Here is an 18,421-nt window from a genome sequence, read left to right as displayed (position 1 = left end):
AAATTTGTATTCTTTTTCAAAATAAAATAGTCTATTTTGTTTCATTATATACAAAAAGAAAGTTTACACTACGAGAATAGTGCAAAGTTCAAAATATAGTCACAAAAGCATGAGAATTTAAATAAAAACCTATTTGAAGTATTTGACTTCAAATAGGTTTTGTGAATGAAAATATTAAACAAGTACATCCGTTTTTAAAACGAATTTCTCTACAACTTTTGCGACACCATCATTCATATTTGTATCTGTTACGTAGTTTGCAATTTCTTTAATATCATCAGGTGCATTGCCCATTGCAACACCAAGACCAGCAAATTCAATCATTGCTTGGTCGTTATAGCTATCGCCCATTGCGATAACTTCTTCACGCTTAATGCCAAGCTTTTGAATCAGTTTGTTTAAGCTCGTTCCTTTTGTAACACCGGCTTCAGTAAATTCTAAGAAGAATGGTTTCGAACGCATCACGCTTAATTGGCCTTCTAGTTGTTGTTGAAGTTTCTTTTCAACTTCAACAAGGCGTTCAGCTTCTTTATTCATTAATACTTTTACTACAGGCTCTTTAACTGCGGCTTTAAAGTCATCTACTACAACAATTGGCATACCAGTAATATCGCCCTCAATTTCAGTATAAGGATTATTTTCTTCCGTTACGATATCATCGCCCATATAAGTATGAATCCATACATCTTCAGTTTTACTAATTTCAAATAGGTTGTGAACGATTTCAGGAGATAGTGTACTACTAAAGATTTCTTCGTTTGTTTTACAGTTAATAATTTTTGCGCCATTAAAAGATAGAATGAAACTGCCGTATTCTTCTAAGCGAAGTTCTTTGGCTACATTGCGCATACCAAACGTTGGACGTCCAGAAGCAAGTACAACCTTTACCCCTTGCTCTTGTGCAGTCATTAACGCTTCTTTCGTACGAGGTGAAATAGTATGGTCATCACGTAATAAAGTATCATCTAAATCTAAAACAATCATTTTATAAGTCATATAGAAAATTCCTTTCTTTAATTGAAATCAAAATACATGTTCATGAAGATGTTGAGGAATAATAGTAAGACATCAAACCTCTTTGAAAAGAAGTAGATAAATCATTATGAGTGTGTTGCTCATAATATCGGTTAATAATCATTGGGGATGGATAAAACCCCAATGATTCAAGTTTGATTTTATCGTAACAACTCTAAAGGTAGAGTGCAATAATGGAAGTTTTCCAATTTACGATATTTGTTTTGCTGTGGAACGAGAAAATAGTATTTCTAGCAAAATGGCCATTACAGATCCAAGAACGAGACCGTTACTTAAAAACGATGCTAGAAATGGTGGAAGTGTGGAATATGCTCCTGCTGGAACAAACATAACTCCGACTCCTGTGAAGATTGAAAGACCGGCTACTTTAAATAATTGTTCTTTATCCTGGACAGTTTCGTATTCTCGAAAGGCGAGGCCAATCATGCTTGCGAATACAGGATAAATAGCGGCATAACCAACTGCCACAGGGATTGCTGCAAAGAATGAAGTAATCTTTGGGAATATACTAACGACAATAATAAAGCTTGACCCTAATATAAAAGGGAGACGTTTATAAATATTAGTCGTTGCAATAAAACCTGCTGATCCAGAAATAGCGACAGGCCCAATAGCTGAAAACAGGCCACCTAGCAATTGGTTGATTCCTGTTATAATGCCGGCTTGTTTAAAACGATCTGATGCAGCATTTTCTTCATATTTAGAGACAACCTTTTGTACAACGCGAATACTTGCTAACATATTTGTTAGAAGTAAGAGTGTAACAAATATGACCGTAATTACCATGTTCCATTCAACACGAGGCATGCCGAAAACAAATAAGGACGGAAAACGGATTATGTCTGTCACTGGTGTTATTGGATTAGATAATCCGAAGCATGCGAATAATATCCAGCCGCATATGATACTGAAAAGAACGGAATATTGTCCAATAATAGGTAGCTTCATGATGAAAAAGGATAGTAAAATAACAATGAGTGAAAGAATAAATACGTTAGGTTGTACTTCTGTATGTTTTCCATCAAGGCCAAACATTCCCTTTAAGAAGGAGCCACTGAGTTGCGCGACAAGAAGAAATAAATACGTTCCAATGACTGTCGGTGTAAAATAGCGAACGAGTTTATCAATAAGTCCAAAAACGCTAAGAATAATACAAATAATACCGCTTAATAAGAAAGCATATTGAAGAACTTTAAGTGTCTCATTGCTTGATCCAAATAATACGACGCCTAAACTTGCGTAAAGGGAGAAAATTCCCCACCAAAGGCCAGCAGGACCTTCTTGAATAGGAAGTTTATGCCCAAATATAGCTTGCAAGAGACCAGCAAAGCCTAGAACAAATAATGTTCTTTGTACGAATGCAATGGCTTCAGCGCCATCAAGACCATAACTAGTTGCGACACTAATTGGTACAATAAGGCTTCCAGCTAAAATAAATAGTGCCCATTGTAAGGCGGAAAGAAATGTCTTCATTATATCAACCTCTTTCATAGATTCCGTATCTAGTATATACGTATTTTATTTCCACTGGCAAAGATTGTAGATAGAGAAAAGAGTTGAAACACGGTATGAATGCACGTAAGCAATTATGGATAGCAGTTATATGTATGACTTTTGTTGTAATTCTAGGAACGATAGGATTTATGACAATTGAAGAGATTAGTTTGTTTCAAGCATTTTGGATGACGATGATTACTGTATTGACTGTTGGATACGGAGATGCTGTTCCTGTAACGCAAGCAGGGAAAGTATTTGCGCTCCTTATTATTCCTGTTGGTGTAGGTATTGTTACGTATGCAATTGGGGTAGTGGCAGCTATGATTATTGAAGGGAATTTATTTCATGCAGTACGGAGGAAGAAGATGGATAAACAAATAGCGCAGTTGAAAAATCATATTATAGTATGTGGTTGCGGTAGAGTGGGGCTTCAAGTTGTACATGAATTGCAAGAAAAGAACATTCCATTTGTCGTTGTTGATAAAGATGAAAGTATATTGGAGCAGGAAAAGCTTTTATTTGTACATGGAGATGCAACGGAAGATCAAGTATTACATAATGCCGGAATTTTAAAAGCAGCTGGTTTAGTTGCTATTGTTGCAAATGATGCCGAAAATGTATTTATTACATTAACAGCAAGAGGATTAAACGATACGATTAAAATTGTGGCGAGATCTGAAAAGCCAGAAACTGAAGAGAAATTAAGGCGTGCTGGTGCAAATAAGGTTATTAATCCATCTAGTATGGCAGGTATTCATATAGCAAAAGGTATTGCAAATCCATTAACCGTTCATTATATTGATACAGTGTTGTATGGAGTAGAACAGTCATTTGTCATTGAAGAAATTCTAGTTGGCAAAGATTCAATACTAGTCGGTAAATCGTTACTAGAGAGTAATGTAAGGAATCAGTTTGATGTAACGATATTAGCGATTTTAAGAAATGGGAATATTATACATAATCCAACAGGGCAGGAAAAACTACAAGAACATGATATGATAATAGTATTTGGTTCAGTGGAGAAACTGGGACAATTTGAGAAAGAATTACAAAGTACGAGGTGATAAGGAATGCAAATATCTAGTGACAAGATTTTAAATAAAATGGCGAATGAAATTGCGAAGGCAAAAAGTAGCGAAGGACAAAAGTCAAAAGAACATTTATTAGTTGTGCGTGCTTTATGCGATTTACTATTAGATGAACAGGTTGAATCTTCTACGTATAGGGAGCCGCAAATTCAATCGCAAGTAATTGGATCACAGCCTATAACAACAGTTCAACCAGTTATACCAGTTTCTGGAGAACCTGTGTATATAAAAGAAGAAGGTGCAAATGGTAATTCTTTATTTGATTTTTAAGAATTAAATCGTTTGGCTTATATGAAAAAATTGCTTATGATAAAGGTAAAAAAGGGGAATTAAGATGAAAATTTTCTTTTTACTAGGTTGTATTGCAGCGGGGCTATCTGTTGCGTTAGGGGCCTTTGGAGCACACGGTTTAGAAAATAAAATTTCTGCGAAAATGTTAGAAGTTTGGAAAACAGGCGTTACATATCAGATGTTTCATGCAGGTGGATTATTCGTAGTTGCTTTATTGATGGATAAGGTTCAATCATCACTTTTAACTACTGCTGGTTGGCTAATGGTAGCTGGGATTATTATGTTCTCAGGTAGTTTGTATGCATTAAGTACGACAGGCATTAAGTTCTTTGGCCCAATTACACCTCTTGGTGGTGTAGCGTTTATTGTGGCGTGGATTCTAGTAGGGACTGCAGTTGTAAAAGGATTATAAAAAACAAAAGCTGGCATTTGCCAGCTTTTTTTATGGTCTTGGAGTATAAGTTGCTTGTTGACTAGGTAAATACGTAATTTCTTCTGGAAATTCTACGTAATCTAAGTAGATCATTAATAGTAAATAGCGTTTTCCTGATTGCGGTTCACTAATAACGATATGGTCACGGCCGGCTGCTTCAATAATACCTGTATAAGATTGTGTACCAAGGGAACTGCCACGTTCATAAGTCATTACAACTGTAGCTTGCTTACCTTTGTTTAAACGAAGGATATTTTCAATATAGGATTGCTCTAGAGGTAACATGCCTTGAGAAATTGCATATTGAGCTTGCGCAGCTTGAGCTGTTTGTTGTTGCATTGCTTGCTGTTGTTGTTGAGTCATTTGTTGTGGTTGGACATAAGTTCCAGATGGTTGATAAAAACCTGTTCCATAGTACGGATTTTGTTGCTGTGCCATTCAAAAATCCCTCCTCATTTTCATCTCTTAATATACGCTAGGACAGTCTTCACCAGATGGTTGGAAGAAGCAGTGCTTTTTGAAGCGACCAGAGTTTTGTTGGTTATACCAAGTTGGTGGACAAGGACCTTCAGGTCTAAAGAACCATAAGGCAAAGTTAGCGGGCCAAAAACGTTGTCCTTGAATAGTTCGCCTTGCTAAGGCGATATCTTGTTCACGGGCTCTTTGATAAAAATATCCTTTTTGTGTTGCCTCAAAACCACCAGGATTTTGATACACCATTTGACGTAAATTACGAATACTTTTAAAGTCTAAACAATTTCCGCGGACACGATTTACCCCAACGTTTCCGACCATTAACATTCCTTGTTGCCCTTCTCCTTCGGCTTCAGCACGCATCAGTCTAGCTAACAACTTTACATCTGCTTCGTTATAAGCAATAACACCCATTATGTGTCACCTCTCTTTTTGTAATACCTTTTGGAAAGAGGTCTATTTCTAGATGAAGTGTGGAACAATTACTAGTTCATACGTATGAGAAAAAGGACTCAGATATGACAACCAAACGAAGTTTTACATTGAGAGAGGAAAATAAAAAAAGCTAGCGTGAGCTAGCTTTTCATCATTAAAATACTTTAGACCATAAGTTTGAGAAGAAATCTCCAATAGAGCGCATTGTTAGCACAAACCAATTTGCTTTTTCAACTTCCTCTGTTGTTTTTGCAGTAACTTTCATACTTTTACTACCGTCTAAGAAACCATATTTATCAGTTGATGCTAAAGTAATTGAGCCTACTTTAGCATCTTTCTTAACAGGAGCAACTAAATGTCCATCTTCAGCAAGAGATTTATCTAATTCAGTCCCAATTTTATAAGGATCTTTGCTACCTTTTTTCGCAATTACTGTTATTTCTTTTTCAGGTGCAACCGTTACTTGATCTTCTTTCCCTTTTACTACAGAGATTGTGTTATTTTTATCAACCTTGAGCTTTTGTTTTTCGAAGTTATTAAATCCATATTCGATTAATTCACGAGATTCTGTGAAGCGCTCGTCCATTGATTTCGTTTTAATAATAACCGAGATAAGACGTAAATCACCGCGTTTCGCAGTAATAGTAAATCCATATCCAGCTGTATCAGAACTTCCTGTTTTTAAACCATCAGTACCTTCATAAGCGAAGGCAGCTCCTGGTAACATCCAGTTCCAGTTTTCCATACGAATTGGTTTTGGATGATTGTCTGGGAAGTTTCTAAATCTTTGTTTTGTATCCTCTAGCATTTCTGGATACTTTGTAATCATTACTTTTGAAAGTATACCCATATCGCGAGCTGACATAGAGTTTTCTGCATTTGGATCAGTACCCTCGGGATGTTTCCCTTTTAAGTCAGCGTTATTTAAACCAGTAGCGTTTACAAATTTATATTTCTTTAACCCTAGTTTTTTTGCATGTTCATTTGCAAGATTTAAGAAGTTTTTCTCACTTCCTGCAAGTAGCTCTGCTAAAGCAATACTAGACCCGTTTGCAGAGAAGATAACAATAGAATGATATAATTCTTTTACAGTATATTGACGTCCTTTCTCAAATGGTACGTTAGAGAATTCATTATTACGTGAGACTTCATAAGCGTAATCGGAAATATTTACTTTCGTATCCCAAGTAATTTTTCCTTCTTTAATTGCTTCTAAAACAGCGTAAACAACAATTAATTTTGACATACTAGCAATAGCTAGCAGTTCGTCTGGGTTTTGTTCATGCAGTATTTTCCCTGTATCTGCATCAAATAGAAGTGCAGCAGCAGCTTCTATTTGTATTTTTTCTTCCGCATGGGATGTTGTTACTCCTAAGGGAGAAATTGACAATAGAAGCGCTAGTAAAATAGACAAGATTTTCTTCATATAAATTATCACCTTCGCATCGTTATTAGCATATAGCTCGTACCATTTTAGCATGAATTTGGATATAGAAAAGTTACAATTTTGTAAGGAATTTGTCGGTTTTTGTTCGAATTTGCGGGAAAAAGGAGTTTTTTGAGGAGAAATATAGAGGGAAATAAAAAAAGGAACGAATTTCGTCCCTTTTTCAATATTATATGTGTAAAAATTTCTCTACTTTTTCGTCTGGTAAGATGTTTCCAACGAAGAATGTTCCGAATTCACCATAACGAGCACTTACTTCATCAAATCGCATTTCATATATAAGTTTCTTAAATTGAAGAACATCGTCAGCGAATAATGTTACGCCCCACTCGAAATCATCGAATCCAACAGATCCTGAAATAACTTGGCGTACTTTCCCTGCGTATTGGCGACCAATCTTGCTGTGACTGTACATCATTTTTTTACGCTCTTCCATAGGAAGCATGTACCAGTTGTCATCACCTTGGCGACGCTTATCCATTGGATAGAAGCAAATATGATTTGCTTTCGGTAATTCAGGATATAAGCGAGCTAAAATTTGTGGATTTTGATATGGATCCTCATCAGCTGGAAGGTAGTTGCTTAGTTCAACAACAGATACGTAAGAATATGCAGGAACCATATATTCAGCTAATGTTGTTTTATTCAATTCTGTCTCAATTTCATTTAACTCTTCCATTGTTGGACGTAAAATCATAAGCATAATATCAGCTTTTTGACCAACAACTGTATACATTGCGTGACTACCTTTTTTCGCAGTAGCTACTTCGTTCCATTTTTCAACGACATTTAAAAATTCAGACACTGCTTGTCCGCGTTCGTCGCTAGATAATGTTTTCCATGCAGCCCAATCAATAGAACGTAAATCATGTAAACAATACCAGCCATCTAACGTTGTTGTTGCTTCACTCATTCTATTCACCTCAGTTAATGATAGTTTTACACGTTAACTATAGCATATATAGTTTTAAAATCATCTATATAAAACCTTGGCGCATAAAATTGTCACATTTAAGTGTTTAAGCGAGGTGAATTTAACGGCTGAATTTTATGAAAATATAATCATTTTTATTTTATCTATTTTTTGGGAGCTATAAGTTTAAAATATAGAAGAAAAGCAGTATTCTTAAAGATAGAGTTTTTTAACATATGTAGGAGGGTTTATTCGTGAGCAACTTATTTACAACAGTAAAAGAAAAAGTTCAAGGAAAAGGCATTTCTATCGTACTTCCTGAAGGAACTGATGAAAGAATTTTAGGCGCTGCAGAGCGTTTAGCAAAAGAAGAGTTAGTAAAACCAATCTTAGTTGGTAATAAGGAAGAAATTAGCGCAAAAGCTGCTAGCATGAATTTAACATTAGCAGGCGTTGATATTTACGACCCAGCTACATACGAAGAAATGGATGCAATGGTAGCATCTTTCGTTGAACGCCGTAAAGGTAAAGCAACTGAAGAAGACGCTCGCAAAATCCTTAAAGACGAAAACTACTTCGGTACAATGCTTGTATACATGGGCAAAGCACACGGTTTAGTAAGTGGTGCAGCTCACTCTACAGCTGATACAGTTCGTCCGGCACTTCAAATTATTAAAACAAAACCAGGCGTTACAAAAACTTCTGGCGTATTCATCATGGTACGTGAAGAAGAGAAATATGTATTCGCTGATTGCGCAATTAACATTGCACCAAACAGCCAAGATTTAGCTGAAATCGGTATCGAAAGTGCGAAAACTGCTGAGTTATTCGGCATTGATCCACGTGTTGCTATGTTAAGCTTCTCTACAAAAGGTTCTGCGAAATCTCCAGAAACAGAAAAAGTTGTAGAAGCAACTCGCATTGCAAAAGAAATGGCTCCTGAGTTAACTTTAGATGGAGAATTCCAATTCGATGCTGCATTCGTACCATCTGTAGCTGAGAAAAAAGCTCCAGGTTCTACAATTAAAGGTGATGCTAACGTATTCGTATTCCCAAGCTTAGAAGCTGGTAATATCGGCTACAAAATCGCTCAACGTTTAGGTAACTTCGAAGCAGTAGGACCAATCTTACAAGGTTTAAACATGCCTGTAAATGATCTGTCTCGTGGATGTAACGAAGAAGAAGTGTACAAGTTAGCTTTAATTACAGCAGCTCAAGCACTTTAATTCTAAAATGAATTGGTATGGAAAATGACCACCCTTAGGGTGGTCATTTTTATTTTTCTAAGCCAAGTGCTTTATTATTACGATCAATAATACGTTGTAAATTCGTCTCATATAAAGGAATCTCATCTATTGTTAATTGAGATGGTGTTAACTTTGGAGCGAATTGCTGCAATGTTTTTAAAAGACGCATCATTAAATCTTGTACTGTAATGGTTTCGCCAAGTAATTCTGAGAGTGAGGCCATCGTACTTGGTACAATTTCAGGGTACGTAAAGCGTGTTTCTTTTCCTTGAATTGCTAGGTTGTAGAAATCACGAACGAGTGCGGCACGCTCAGAGCCACTTCCGGTAGCACAGAGATAAATTTGGACAGCGACACCGCCGCGAATACGACGTTGTGAAATACCAGCGAATTTTTGATCGCGAATACTTAAGTCATAACTACCAGGACAGTAAGAGCCAACAATTTCTTTTGCCTCGATAGTAACGTTGTAATCCTTTAACATCTCCTTAATTAAATGCCACATCGTATCGTATCCAAGATCAATATCGATACCTTTTTCTGTTTCTTGGAATAAAAGTGATACGTTTAAAACACCTTCATCAAGCACGACTGCAAGCCCGCCAGAATTACGAACAATAACATTGAAGTTGTGTTGTTTTAAAAAAGAAATACCTTCTTCTAAATGCGGAAGGCGTGAATCTTGAATGCCAAGGACAATTGTATTGTGATGAACCCAAGAACGCATTGTTGCGGCTGACTTGCCATTTCCAATGCTTGTGCATAATGTGTCATCCATTGCGAATGACTGAAGTGCATGGAATGTTGGTCCCAAACTAGACTGATCTACAATGCGCCACTCTGGCTGAGATAAAATGGAACGGGAATTGCTCATATAACTAACCCCTTATCTTTAAAATGACAATCTCTATTATAGCAAAAAATGAAGAATGGAGTTTTCTCACATATAAAGGGGGAGCTTAAAGGTGAAATAATAAAAAGGATGCATTACATGCATCCTTTTTATTCTGCAATTTTTTCTAAATTACCGTTTCGGTCCATTCGGAAAGATGTTTGAGAACGTTCTTCGTCATCCATGACTGCCAATTTACGAGCTCGGTTCATAATGTTCATAAGTGTTTCGTAATCTTCTTGTACAGTATGAGATTGCTTTTCTAACTTTTCTAGTTTCTTTTCTAGTTCCTCATTCCGAAGGATTTGTGCTTTAATTTCTTGTTTCAATCTCGTATTCTCGTTTTCAAGAGCTGTCACTTTTATATTTGAAGATCCGACTGTTTGTAAAAAATAAATAACATCTTGCATTGTCATAGAGCTTCTTGCAGCAGGAGCAGTAGATTCTTGATATGGAATAGCTTCTTTATATTGTACGATTGATTCCTCTTGTACTAATTCTTCATAATCAGTTATCGAATCTGAAGCTGGTGGTGTATAAAGTAAACGTTTTTTCGCTTGTTCACCGCTTGCAGCACGCATTTTATCTTTACGATGTTTTTTTGCTAGTTGAAGAGCTTGTTCATAGCTATAGCGAACGACAGCATTCCAGCGGAAACCACAAGCAGCAGATGTACGATTTAACTGATCTCCTACTTCCTCAAATGCATTTAATTGCGTACTTCCTTCTCGAACATGACGAAGTACCGTTTCAGCAAGTAATAAATCATCCTCATCTGTCCAAGCATCTTGTCTTACTTTCATAGATTCAACTCCCTTTCTTTTTATGAACTTCCTATTTTTATAATGGGCAAAAAAATAAACTTTTATACAAAGCTTTTAAAAATATGGTAGATTTCGATGAAAGGTAAAAATTTTCCCATGAATGGTGAGCGCTTCTGTAGGAGAGCATATAAATAAGTAGCATTATGTAGAGAATAGGCTTTGTAGGGAAACTTGCAACGAGCTTCAAAGAGCGGTAAAATACCATTTAGTGTTTATTTTTAAACGAACTTGAGAAAAGTTTAAAATAGAGGAAGTGTTATATAATGGGAAACGAATTTCGCGTGTGCGATGACTGTCAGGCAACGAACGTTAAAACGTTAGTTCCGAAGTTAAAAAAAGTAGATTCATGTGCAACGATTGAAGTTGGATGTCAGTCTTACTGTGGTCCTGGTCGTAAAAAATCATTCGCATTTGTAAATAACCGTCCAGTTGCGGCTCCAACAGAAGATGAGTTAATCGTAAAAATTGAAGCAAAGTTAAATAAGTAAGAAAAAGAAGAGTGAAAAGATTACTCTTCTTTTTTTATGCCCATAAGAGGAAAGATTTATTCTGCGAAAGTACTCTTGTGTGGACGAACGTTTTCTAAAGGATGGATATAACTTTTGTATTAAAGTTCCAATTTATATAAATTTATATTTCAAAATAATGGTTGACAGTCTTTTAAAGCGATAGGTAGAATAGAAGTGTCTGATTCTGAGAATCATTATCAGGAAAATAACAATTCACCTAATTTTTTTATTACTATTTGAGAATAAATTTCATTTTAATAAATATATGTTGTTGGTTAGGATGGTTGAGGGATGGAAGCGAGCGCAAGCAGTATAGAACAGCAAGAAGAGAATGTTAAAGAGATTAAGAGCAGACCGCTCATCGCTTCTATTATTTTAGTAGCGGGTACAGTTTTGTTAGCTTTAAGCATGGCAGTTTCTATTTCTTTTGGGGCTGCAGATATTAGTTTAAAGACTGTATGGCAAGCTGTATTTCAGTTTGATGGATCTATTACGCATCATAACGTAATTCAAGAGCTTCGCATGCCTAGAGCAATAGGGGGCGTAGTTGCAGGTGCCTTTTTAGCGGTATCAGGAGCAATTATGCAAGGCATGACGCGAAATCCACTTGCTTCACCATCGTTAATGGGAATTACAGATGGGGCTGTATTTGGAATTGCAATTATGTATGCATTTTTCCCTAATTCACCTTATTTAATGTTTGTTATCGCATCTTTTATTGGAGCTGCGTTTGGTGCAAGCATTGTATATGGAATTGGGTCTTCTTCACCAGGTGGATTAACACCTGTGAAATTAGCTTTAGCAGGTGCAGCTATTAGTGCTTTATTAGGGGCAATTTCATCTGGAATCGCATTGTATTTTAATCTTGCCCAAGAGGTGAGCATGTGGAATGCAGGCGGAGTTGCTGGAGTGAAATGGCAAAGTATTAATATGTTAGTGCCAATTGGCCTTGTTTGTCTTCTTATCGCAATTATGATGTCGAGATATATTACAATTTTGAGCTTCGGTGAAGAAATTGCAATTGGACTTGGTCAAAATACGACATTAATTAAATTTATCGGAACAGTACTTGTTCTTGTTTTAACGGGTTCCGCAGTTTCCATGGCAGGATCAGTAGGGTTTGTTGGTCTTGTAATCCCGCATATGACTCGTTTCCTTGTAGGCTCGGACTATAGATGGGTTATTCCATGTTCTGCGGTCTTAGGCGGGCTGTTAATTGAATGTGCAGATATGTTATCTCGCGTTATTAACCCGCCATTTGAAACGCCAATTGGAGCAATTACAGCGCTAATTGGGGTTCCATTCTTCCTCTACTTAGCACGTAATGAAGGGAGAGGAAAGATGTGAGGACGAGTGTCTTAACAAAAAAGAACATTTCTATATTAACGATTTTAGTAGGACTAATCGTTTCTATATTTCTTATTAGTTTAAATACAGGAACTTTTAAAATACCCCCAATGGACGTATTAAAGTCATTGGTTGGACTAGGGGCTGAAGATCAGTCTGTTATTTTATTTGAATTCCGTATGCCGCGTATGGTAATTGCTATACTAGTCGGATCTGCTTTAGCTATGTCAGGTGCGATTTTACAAGGTTTATCACGAAATCCACTTGCTGATCCAGGTATTATAGGGATTAATGCTGGAGCGGGATTAACAGTTGTTATATTCGTCTACTTCTTCTTCGGGAAAGTAGGGACTGGTACATTTTTATCTGTATTCATTCTTCCATTTTTCGCACTAGTTGGAGCGATATTAGCAGCGGTAATTATTTATTTATTAGCATGGAAAGACGGCGTTTCATCGACTCGATTAATACTAGTCGGTATTGCCGTTGCAGCTGGATTTGGAGCTGTTAGTTTAATTTTCTCTATGAAGATGACATCTAACGATTTTCGTTTTGCTACGATTTGGCTGGCGGGAAGTCTATGGGGTACAGATTGGAAATTCGTATTAAGTGTACTTCCATGGATGGTTATTTTCTTACCGCTTGCTATAAGTAAAGCACACATATTAAATGTAATGAACCTAGGCGATTCTACAGCAGTTGGCCTTGGTGTAAATGTAGAAAAAGAAAGACGTAAATTATTATTTATTGCAGTTTGTTTAGCGGGTGCATCTGTTGCTGTTGCCGGTGGAATTGGCTTTATCGGTTTAATGGCCCCGCATTTAGCAAGGCGCCTTGTTGGTGGCAAACATCAAATCATGTTGCCCACAGCTGCGCTAATAGGAACGTTTTTACTTTTATTCGCAGACGTAATTTCAAGAAGTGTACTAACAACTTCAGAAATACCAGTCGGTCTTGTTATTTCTGTAATTGGTGCACCGTATTTCATTTATTTACTTATGAGGACAAAATAAAGGGAGGCTTTTCGTATGGCAACTTTAGCGGTTGATGCGGTATCTGTTGGCTATAATGAAGGTTTAATTATTGATGGATTAACAGTTGAAATTCCGGAAGGGAAAATTACAACAATTATTGGGCCAAATGGTTGTGGGAAGTCCACATTATTAAAAACGGCGTCTCGTATTTTGAAGGCAAAACAAGGTACTGTTTATCTTGACGGAAAAGCAATTGAGAAACAGCCAACGAAAGAAATTGCAAAGAAAATGGCGATTTTACCACAAACTGCAGAAGTACCAACGGGTCTTACTGTATTTGAGCTTGTGTCATACGGAAGATTCCCTCATCAAAAAGGGTTTGGCACGTTGAAAGAAGAGGATTATCGCTACATTAACTGGGCACTTGAAGTGACAGGAATGAAAGAATTTGCGAATCGTCCAGCAGAAGCGCTATCTGGTGGTCAACGTCAACGTGTTTGGATTGCAATGGCTCTTGCACAAGGAACAGAATTACTTGTATTGGATGAACCAACAACGTACTTAGATATGGCTCATCAATTAGAAGTATTAAACTTATTGAAAAAGTTAAATGAAGAAGAAGGTAGAACGATTGTTATGGTTATCCATGACTTAAACCACGCTTCTCGTTTCTCAGATCATATGATTGCATTAAAAGCAGGTAAGTTAATGAAACAAGGAACACCAGATGAAGTTATGACAAGTGAAACACTTCGTAACGTATTTGAGATTGAAGCTCAAATCGTTCCATGTCCAGTAAACTGTAAGCCAATTTGCTTAACATATGATTTAGCGATGATTAGTAATCAATTGCGTAAAAAAGCTTAAGTAGAACCCCCTCGTGAAGAGGGGGGACTTCTAATGGACGTTGAGCTTCTTATATAAGAATGGGAAGTTGAACGCCCGTTAGAATGGGGTATTAACAACAATTAATAAAAATATATTGATTAATTGTTATCTTCGTTTCTTATAGTTCATTGCAACTTATAAGATAAATACAGCTAGAAGGAGTGGGAACATGAAGAATTTTAAAATGGCACTATTAGCAATGGTATTAGTTGTGACTTCTGTACTATTTGCTGCTTGTTCTAACAAAGAAGAAGAAAAGAAAGCAGATGCAAAGACTGAAGAGCGCACTGTAAAACATGCAAAAGGGGAAATTAAAATTCCTGCAAACCCAAAGAAAATTGCTGACCTTAGTGGTTCAACAGAAGAATTATTAATTTTCGGTATGAAACCGGTTATTACTGCTAATACATCTCAAGAAAAAATTGATGCACATATTGAAAAGAAACTAAAAGACGTTAAACCAGTTGGTTCTGCTTGGGGCGATAAAATTAACATCGAAGCAGTAGCTGCTGCAAAACCAGATTTAATTCTTGTAAATAATCGTCAAGAAAAGATTTATGATCAATTATCTAAAATTGCACCAACAGTTATGTTAAACACTCCATTAGATCAATGGCGTCCAAAATTCGAAGAAGTAGGTCAAATCTTCGGTAAAGAAAAAGAAACAAAAGAATGGTTCAAAAAGTATGATGAAAAAGCAAGCAAATTACATGACAAAATCGTCGCTAAAACTGGTGAAGCAACATTCATGAAAATGGCTGCGTATCCAAATGCTTTCCGCGTATACGGTGACTACGGTTACGGTAGCGTAATCTTTAATGATTTAAAACTACCAGCAGTTAAAGGTACACCAACTGATAAACCACTAGTACAAGTACAAAAAGAAGCTTTAATCGATTACAACCCAGATTACTTATTCGTATTTACAACTGGTGACGGTTCTCAGCGCTTAAAAGAATTCCAAGAAGAATCAATTTGGAAAAACATGAACGCTGTTAAAAACAACCACGTATTCACAATTAAAAATGAAGACTTAAACAAAGGTTACTTCCCATTAGGGAAAGATATGATCTTAGACGAAGTTGCTGAATTCGTTTTAGGTAAATAATGTATAAAGGAAATCACTTTTACTTCGGTAAAGGTGATTTTTTCTTTTTATAAAGGTAATTAATACAGTCTTTCATTTCTTTCTGTTTCTCATTTCGTTTATAATATAAAGTAAGAATGTAGTAAAGAAAGGGGGATGTCGGAAAGTGGTATATTTAAACGACAAACTCAGCGAAACAAAAGTGTTTAAAGACCCAGTACATAAATATGTGCACGTGCGTGATCGTGTTATTTGGGATTTAATCGGAACGAAAGAATTTCAACGCTTGCGCCGTATTAAGCAGCTTGGAACGACATTTTTTACATTTCACGGTGCAGAGCATAGTCGCTTTACTCATTCGTTAGGTGTATACGAAATTATTCGTCGTATGATTGATGATGTGTTTGATGGCAGACCAAATTGGAATGCTGAAGATAGATTGTTATGTTTATGTGCGGCATTACTTCATGATGTCGGTCACGGCCCATTTTCTCACTCGTTTGAAAAAGTATTTTCATTAGATCATGAGAAATTTACGCAAAAGATTATTGTTGGCAATACGGAGATTAATGATGTATTAAGTCGTGTTGATAAGGAGTTTCCACAAAAGGTAGCAGATGTAATTGCAAAAACGTCTACTAATAAATTAGCAATTAGTATGATTTCGAGCCAAATTGATGCGGATCGTATGGATTATTTATTAAGAGATGCTTATTTTACAGGCGTAAAGTATGGAAACTTCGATATGGAACGTATACTGCGTGTAATGCGCCCGTATGGGGATCAAGTAGTCATTAAAAATAGTGGTATGCATGCTGTTGAGCATTACATTATGAGTCGTTATCAAATGTATTGGCAAGTATATTTCCATCCGGTAACGCGAAGTGCAGAAGTTATTTTAACGAAGATTTTACACCGTGCTAAATCATTGCACGAGAAGTATTATACATTTAAAAATCATCCTGTTCATTTCTATTCTTTATTTGAAGAAGAAGTAACAGTAGAGGATTATTTAAAGTTAGACGAGAACGTTATGTATTACTACTTCCAAGTATGGCAGGAAGAAGAAGATCCAATTTTAAGCGATCTATGCCGCCGTTTTATGAATCGAAATCTATTTAAATATGTAGAGTTTACAGATAAACATGGTTTAGATAATTGGATGGAATTAAGTAGTTTATTTAAAAAGATTGGACTTGATCCGGAGTATTATTTAGTAGTTGATTCAACATCAGACTTACCGTATGACTTTTATCGTGCAGGAGAAGAAGAAGAGCGTTTGCCAATCCTACTTCTTATGCCAAACGGAGAGCTTAGAGAGCTTTCACGTGAATCGGATATTGTTGAGGCGATTACAGGTAAGAAAAGAACGGACCAAAAGCTATTCTATCCACATGATTTAATCTATGAAGATGGAAGAAAAGGAAAATATAAAGAGAGAATTATTGAGTTGTTAGAAGGAAAGAAATAAGAAGCAGCTAGTGGCTGCTTCTTATGAAAAACTTGAAATTATTTGTCGCTTAAGCGTTTTCCGCCAACTGCATAATGATTCTTAGACATTTCTTCGATGAAAACAACGATGTTTTCTTCAGGAGCACCAGTTGTTTCGCTTACTGCTGCTGTTACTTTCTCAGCAAGGGCTTTCTTTTGTTCTTCTGTGCGTCCTTCTAGCATTTTCACTGTTACGTATGGCATGTACAATCGCTCCTTTTATGTAAGTTACACTCTTATTATAGCGGATTATGGGGAAGAACAATCGAAAAAACAAATAATTTCTTTTTTTGACATATGGAAGAGGAGATGAAGTATGGATCAGTTATTTAGATATCCATTGCACGAAATTCCGTTGGTAGCAATGGCGATTATTATTGCATTATCCGTTCATGAATTTGCACATGCATATGTTGCATATAAATTTGGGGACGATACAGCAAAGAGACAAGGGCGTTTAACGTTATCACCGATGGCTCATTTAGACCCTATCGGTTTGATTGCAGTATTAATTCTTGGATTCGGTTGGGCAAGACCGGTTCCTGTTAACCCATATAACTTTAAAAGACCGCGTCTTGCAGGCATATTAGTTTCAATTGCAGGGCCGATTAGTAACTTAATTTTAAGTGCAATTGGTTTAATTATTTTGTATAGCTTAGCAGTATTTGGAGTGTTAGATGCAGTTCCAGTTGCAGTAGCTGAAACATTAGGAAAGTTTTTTGAGCTCTTTATTATGTTAAATATTGTTTTACTTGTATTTAATTTATTACCGATCCCGCCACTTGATGGGTATCGTGTAGTGGAAGATTTAGCACCAGCAAATATTCGCGCGAAAATGACACAGTATGAAAAATATGGAGCGATTGCGTTATTAATTCTCGTTATTACACCGCTTAGTAATTACACAATTCAACCTATTTTCCAGGTAGTTATTCCGCATGTATTAATGTTTTTACAAAGTATCATTGCGCCTATTTTTGGCCTTTTATAATTTTTAAGTGAGGAGGATTTTACATATGACAGAGAAAAAGAAAAAAATCGGTTTTAATATCGTGAAAAATGATTCAACAGATGGACATGGTGGATTTGGTGTTGGGGCATTAAGCCTAGAAAACATTTCACCTGTATTTGTTGATGTACTAGAGAAAACCGCATTCGTTGATATCGGTGCGATGCATGCGCGTAGTACAGTAGAAAAAGGTATTAAGTTTTTAACAAATAAAGATGAAGTTCCAAACGGAAAACCATTTTGGCTTGTTTGGGTAACGATTGAAAGAACTGCAACTGGTGCTTATTACGCAGGTGTAACAGCTTGTGAAATGACAGTAGACCGTGAAATTCGTCGCGGATATAAATCACTTCCAGAACACGTAAACAAAATGGATAAATCAATGAAGCGTCACATTATGGTTGACCATATGGATGAATCATCTAAAAAAGTACTTGGTACGTTCTTGAAAGAACATAATGAAGCGATTTGGAACGAATCTAGTGAAGAATTGCGTCGTGCATTATTAAGTGAATAAAAAATAGCTGACGGATGCCCGTC

Annotated in this window: 21 protein-coding genes; 12 read left to right on the top strand and 9 right to left on the bottom strand. The window is 36.4% G+C overall.

The features are described 5' to 3' along the window. Positions 1-174 precede the first annotated feature (174 nt). On the bottom strand, positions 175-996 hold the full coding sequence (locus MHH27_RS27825) for a Cof-type HAD-IIB family hydrolase (protein WP_000221387.1): 822 nt from the start codon (positions 994-996) through the stop codon (positions 175-177). A 228-nt stretch (positions 997-1,224) separates the two neighbouring features. Next, positions 1,225-2,508: a purine/pyrimidine permease gene (locus MHH27_RS27820; protein WP_000847031.1), complete on the bottom strand. Its 1,284-nt coding sequence runs from the start codon at positions 2,506-2,508 to the stop codon at positions 1,225-1,227. 95 nt (positions 2,509-2,603) lie between these two features. Here MHH27_RS27820 and MHH27_RS27815 point away from each other — a divergent pair, with 95 nt between their 5' ends. From MHH27_RS27815 to MHH27_RS27805, 3 genes are all read left to right on the top strand, one after another. Continuing rightward, positions 2,604-3,596 (top strand): potassium channel family protein, encoded by a 993-nt coding sequence (locus MHH27_RS27815; RefSeq protein WP_139213328.1) that lies wholly within the window; start codon positions 2,604-2,606, stop codon positions 3,594-3,596. A gap of 6 nt (positions 3,597-3,602) precedes the next feature. Next, on the top strand, positions 3,603-3,890 hold the full coding sequence (locus MHH27_RS27810; RefSeq protein ID WP_001167346.1) for a YwdI family protein: 288 nt from the start codon (positions 3,603-3,605) through the stop codon (positions 3,888-3,890). A 64-nt stretch (positions 3,891-3,954) separates the two neighbouring features. Then, entirely contained in the window at positions 3,955-4,323 is a 369-nt protein-coding gene (locus MHH27_RS27805; protein ID WP_000688315.1) for a DUF423 domain-containing protein, read from the top strand. 30 nt (positions 4,324-4,353) lie between these two features. Here the strand turns inward: MHH27_RS27805 and gerQ are convergent, their stop codons facing one another. The 4 genes from gerQ to hemQ form a co-directional block, all read right to left on the bottom strand. Then, entirely contained in the window at positions 4,354-4,782 is a 429-nt protein-coding gene (gene gerQ, locus MHH27_RS27800) for a spore coat protein GerQ (RefSeq protein ID WP_000068652.1), read from the bottom strand. 27 nt (positions 4,783-4,809) lie between these two features. Then, positions 4,810-5,232, bottom strand: coding sequence for a cell wall hydrolase CwlJ (cwlJ, locus tag MHH27_RS27795; protein ID WP_000538155.1), 423 nt, complete (start codon positions 5,230-5,232; stop codon positions 4,810-4,812). A 175-nt stretch (positions 5,233-5,407) separates the two neighbouring features. Then, entirely contained in the window at positions 5,408-6,679 is a 1,272-nt protein-coding gene (locus MHH27_RS27790) for a serine hydrolase (RefSeq protein ID WP_098395967.1), read from the bottom strand. 190 nt (positions 6,680-6,869) lie between these two features. Then, positions 6,870-7,613: a hydrogen peroxide-dependent heme synthase gene (gene hemQ, locus MHH27_RS27785; protein WP_001287595.1), complete on the bottom strand. Its 744-nt coding sequence runs from the start codon at positions 7,611-7,613 to the stop codon at positions 6,870-6,872. A gap of 254 nt (positions 7,614-7,867) precedes the next feature. Here hemQ and pta point away from each other — a divergent pair, with 254 nt between their 5' ends. Then, positions 7,868-8,839 (top strand): phosphate acetyltransferase, encoded by a 972-nt coding sequence (gene pta / locus MHH27_RS27780; RefSeq protein WP_000067215.1) that lies wholly within the window; start codon positions 7,868-7,870, stop codon positions 8,837-8,839. 49 nt (positions 8,840-8,888) lie between these two features. Here pta and MHH27_RS27775 read toward each other — a convergent pair whose 3' ends face one another. Both MHH27_RS27775 and MHH27_RS27770 read right to left on the bottom strand, forming a co-directional pair. Beyond that, complete coding sequence (locus MHH27_RS27775) at positions 8,889-9,734, bottom strand: lipoate--protein ligase family protein (protein WP_000071945.1); 846 nt, start codon at positions 9,732-9,734, stop codon at positions 8,889-8,891. Between the two features lie 128 nt (positions 9,735-9,862). Further along, the gene (locus MHH27_RS27770; protein WP_000868358.1) at positions 9,863-10,555 is read right to left on the bottom strand and encodes an RsfA family transcriptional regulator; all 693 of its coding nucleotides are present in this window, start codon (positions 10,553-10,555) and stop codon (positions 9,863-9,865) included. 284 nt (positions 10,556-10,839) lie between these two features. Between MHH27_RS27770 and MHH27_RS27765 the strand changes: the two genes are divergently transcribed. The 6 genes from MHH27_RS27765 (at position 10,840) to MHH27_RS27740 (ending at position 16,852) form a co-directional block, all read left to right on the top strand. Next, entirely contained in the window at positions 10,840-11,064 is a 225-nt protein-coding gene (locus MHH27_RS27765) for a DUF1450 domain-containing protein (protein ID WP_000526079.1), read from the top strand. A 312-nt stretch (positions 11,065-11,376) separates the two neighbouring features. Continuing rightward, positions 11,377-12,432, top strand: coding sequence for a FecCD family ABC transporter permease (locus MHH27_RS27760; protein WP_340944743.1), 1,056 nt, complete (start codon positions 11,377-11,379; stop codon positions 12,430-12,432). Beyond that, a complete protein-coding gene (locus tag MHH27_RS27755; protein WP_001260757.1) occupies positions 12,429-13,445 on the top strand; it encodes a FecCD family ABC transporter permease in 1,017 nt (338 codons plus the stop codon). The genes MHH27_RS27760 and MHH27_RS27755 overlap by 4 nt, the downstream gene beginning before the upstream one ends. Positions 13,446-13,460: 15 nt before the next feature. Next, positions 13,461-14,273: an ABC transporter ATP-binding protein gene (locus MHH27_RS27750; protein ID WP_000212068.1), complete on the top strand. Its 813-nt coding sequence runs from the start codon at positions 13,461-13,463 to the stop codon at positions 14,271-14,273. A gap of 190 nt (positions 14,274-14,463) precedes the next feature. Beyond that, the gene (locus MHH27_RS27745; RefSeq protein WP_000787724.1) at positions 14,464-15,402 is read left to right on the top strand and encodes an ABC transporter substrate-binding protein; all 939 of its coding nucleotides are present in this window, start codon (positions 14,464-14,466) and stop codon (positions 15,400-15,402) included. A gap of 145 nt (positions 15,403-15,547) precedes the next feature. Continuing rightward, complete coding sequence (locus tag MHH27_RS27740) at positions 15,548-16,852, top strand: HD domain-containing protein (RefSeq protein WP_000262741.1); 1,305 nt, start codon at positions 15,548-15,550, stop codon at positions 16,850-16,852. Positions 16,853-16,890: 38 nt separating this feature from the next. Here MHH27_RS27740 and MHH27_RS27735 read toward each other — a convergent pair whose 3' ends face one another. Beyond that, positions 16,891-17,076 (bottom strand): 2-hydroxymuconate tautomerase, encoded by a 186-nt coding sequence (locus MHH27_RS27735; protein WP_001147171.1) that lies wholly within the window; start codon positions 17,074-17,076, stop codon positions 16,891-16,893. Positions 17,077-17,188: 112 nt separating this feature from the next. Between MHH27_RS27735 and MHH27_RS27730 the strand changes: the two genes are divergently transcribed. Next, positions 17,189-17,863, top strand: a complete 675-nt coding sequence (locus tag MHH27_RS27730) for a site-2 protease family protein (protein WP_000372443.1) — start codon at positions 17,189-17,191, stop codon at positions 17,861-17,863. Positions 17,864-17,888: 25 nt separating this feature from the next. Next, positions 17,889-18,398: a YwhD family protein gene (locus tag MHH27_RS27725; RefSeq protein WP_000136683.1), complete on the top strand. Its 510-nt coding sequence runs from the start codon at positions 17,889-17,891 to the stop codon at positions 18,396-18,398. Positions 18,399-18,421 lie beyond the last annotated feature (23 nt).

This window comes from Bacillus sp. FSL L8-0152 (genome assembly GCF_038006365.1).
Lineage (GTDB): Bacteria > Bacillota > Bacilli > Bacillales > Bacillaceae_G > Bacillus_A > Bacillus_A cereus.
This window is presented reverse-complemented; position numbering and strand designations above follow the sequence as displayed.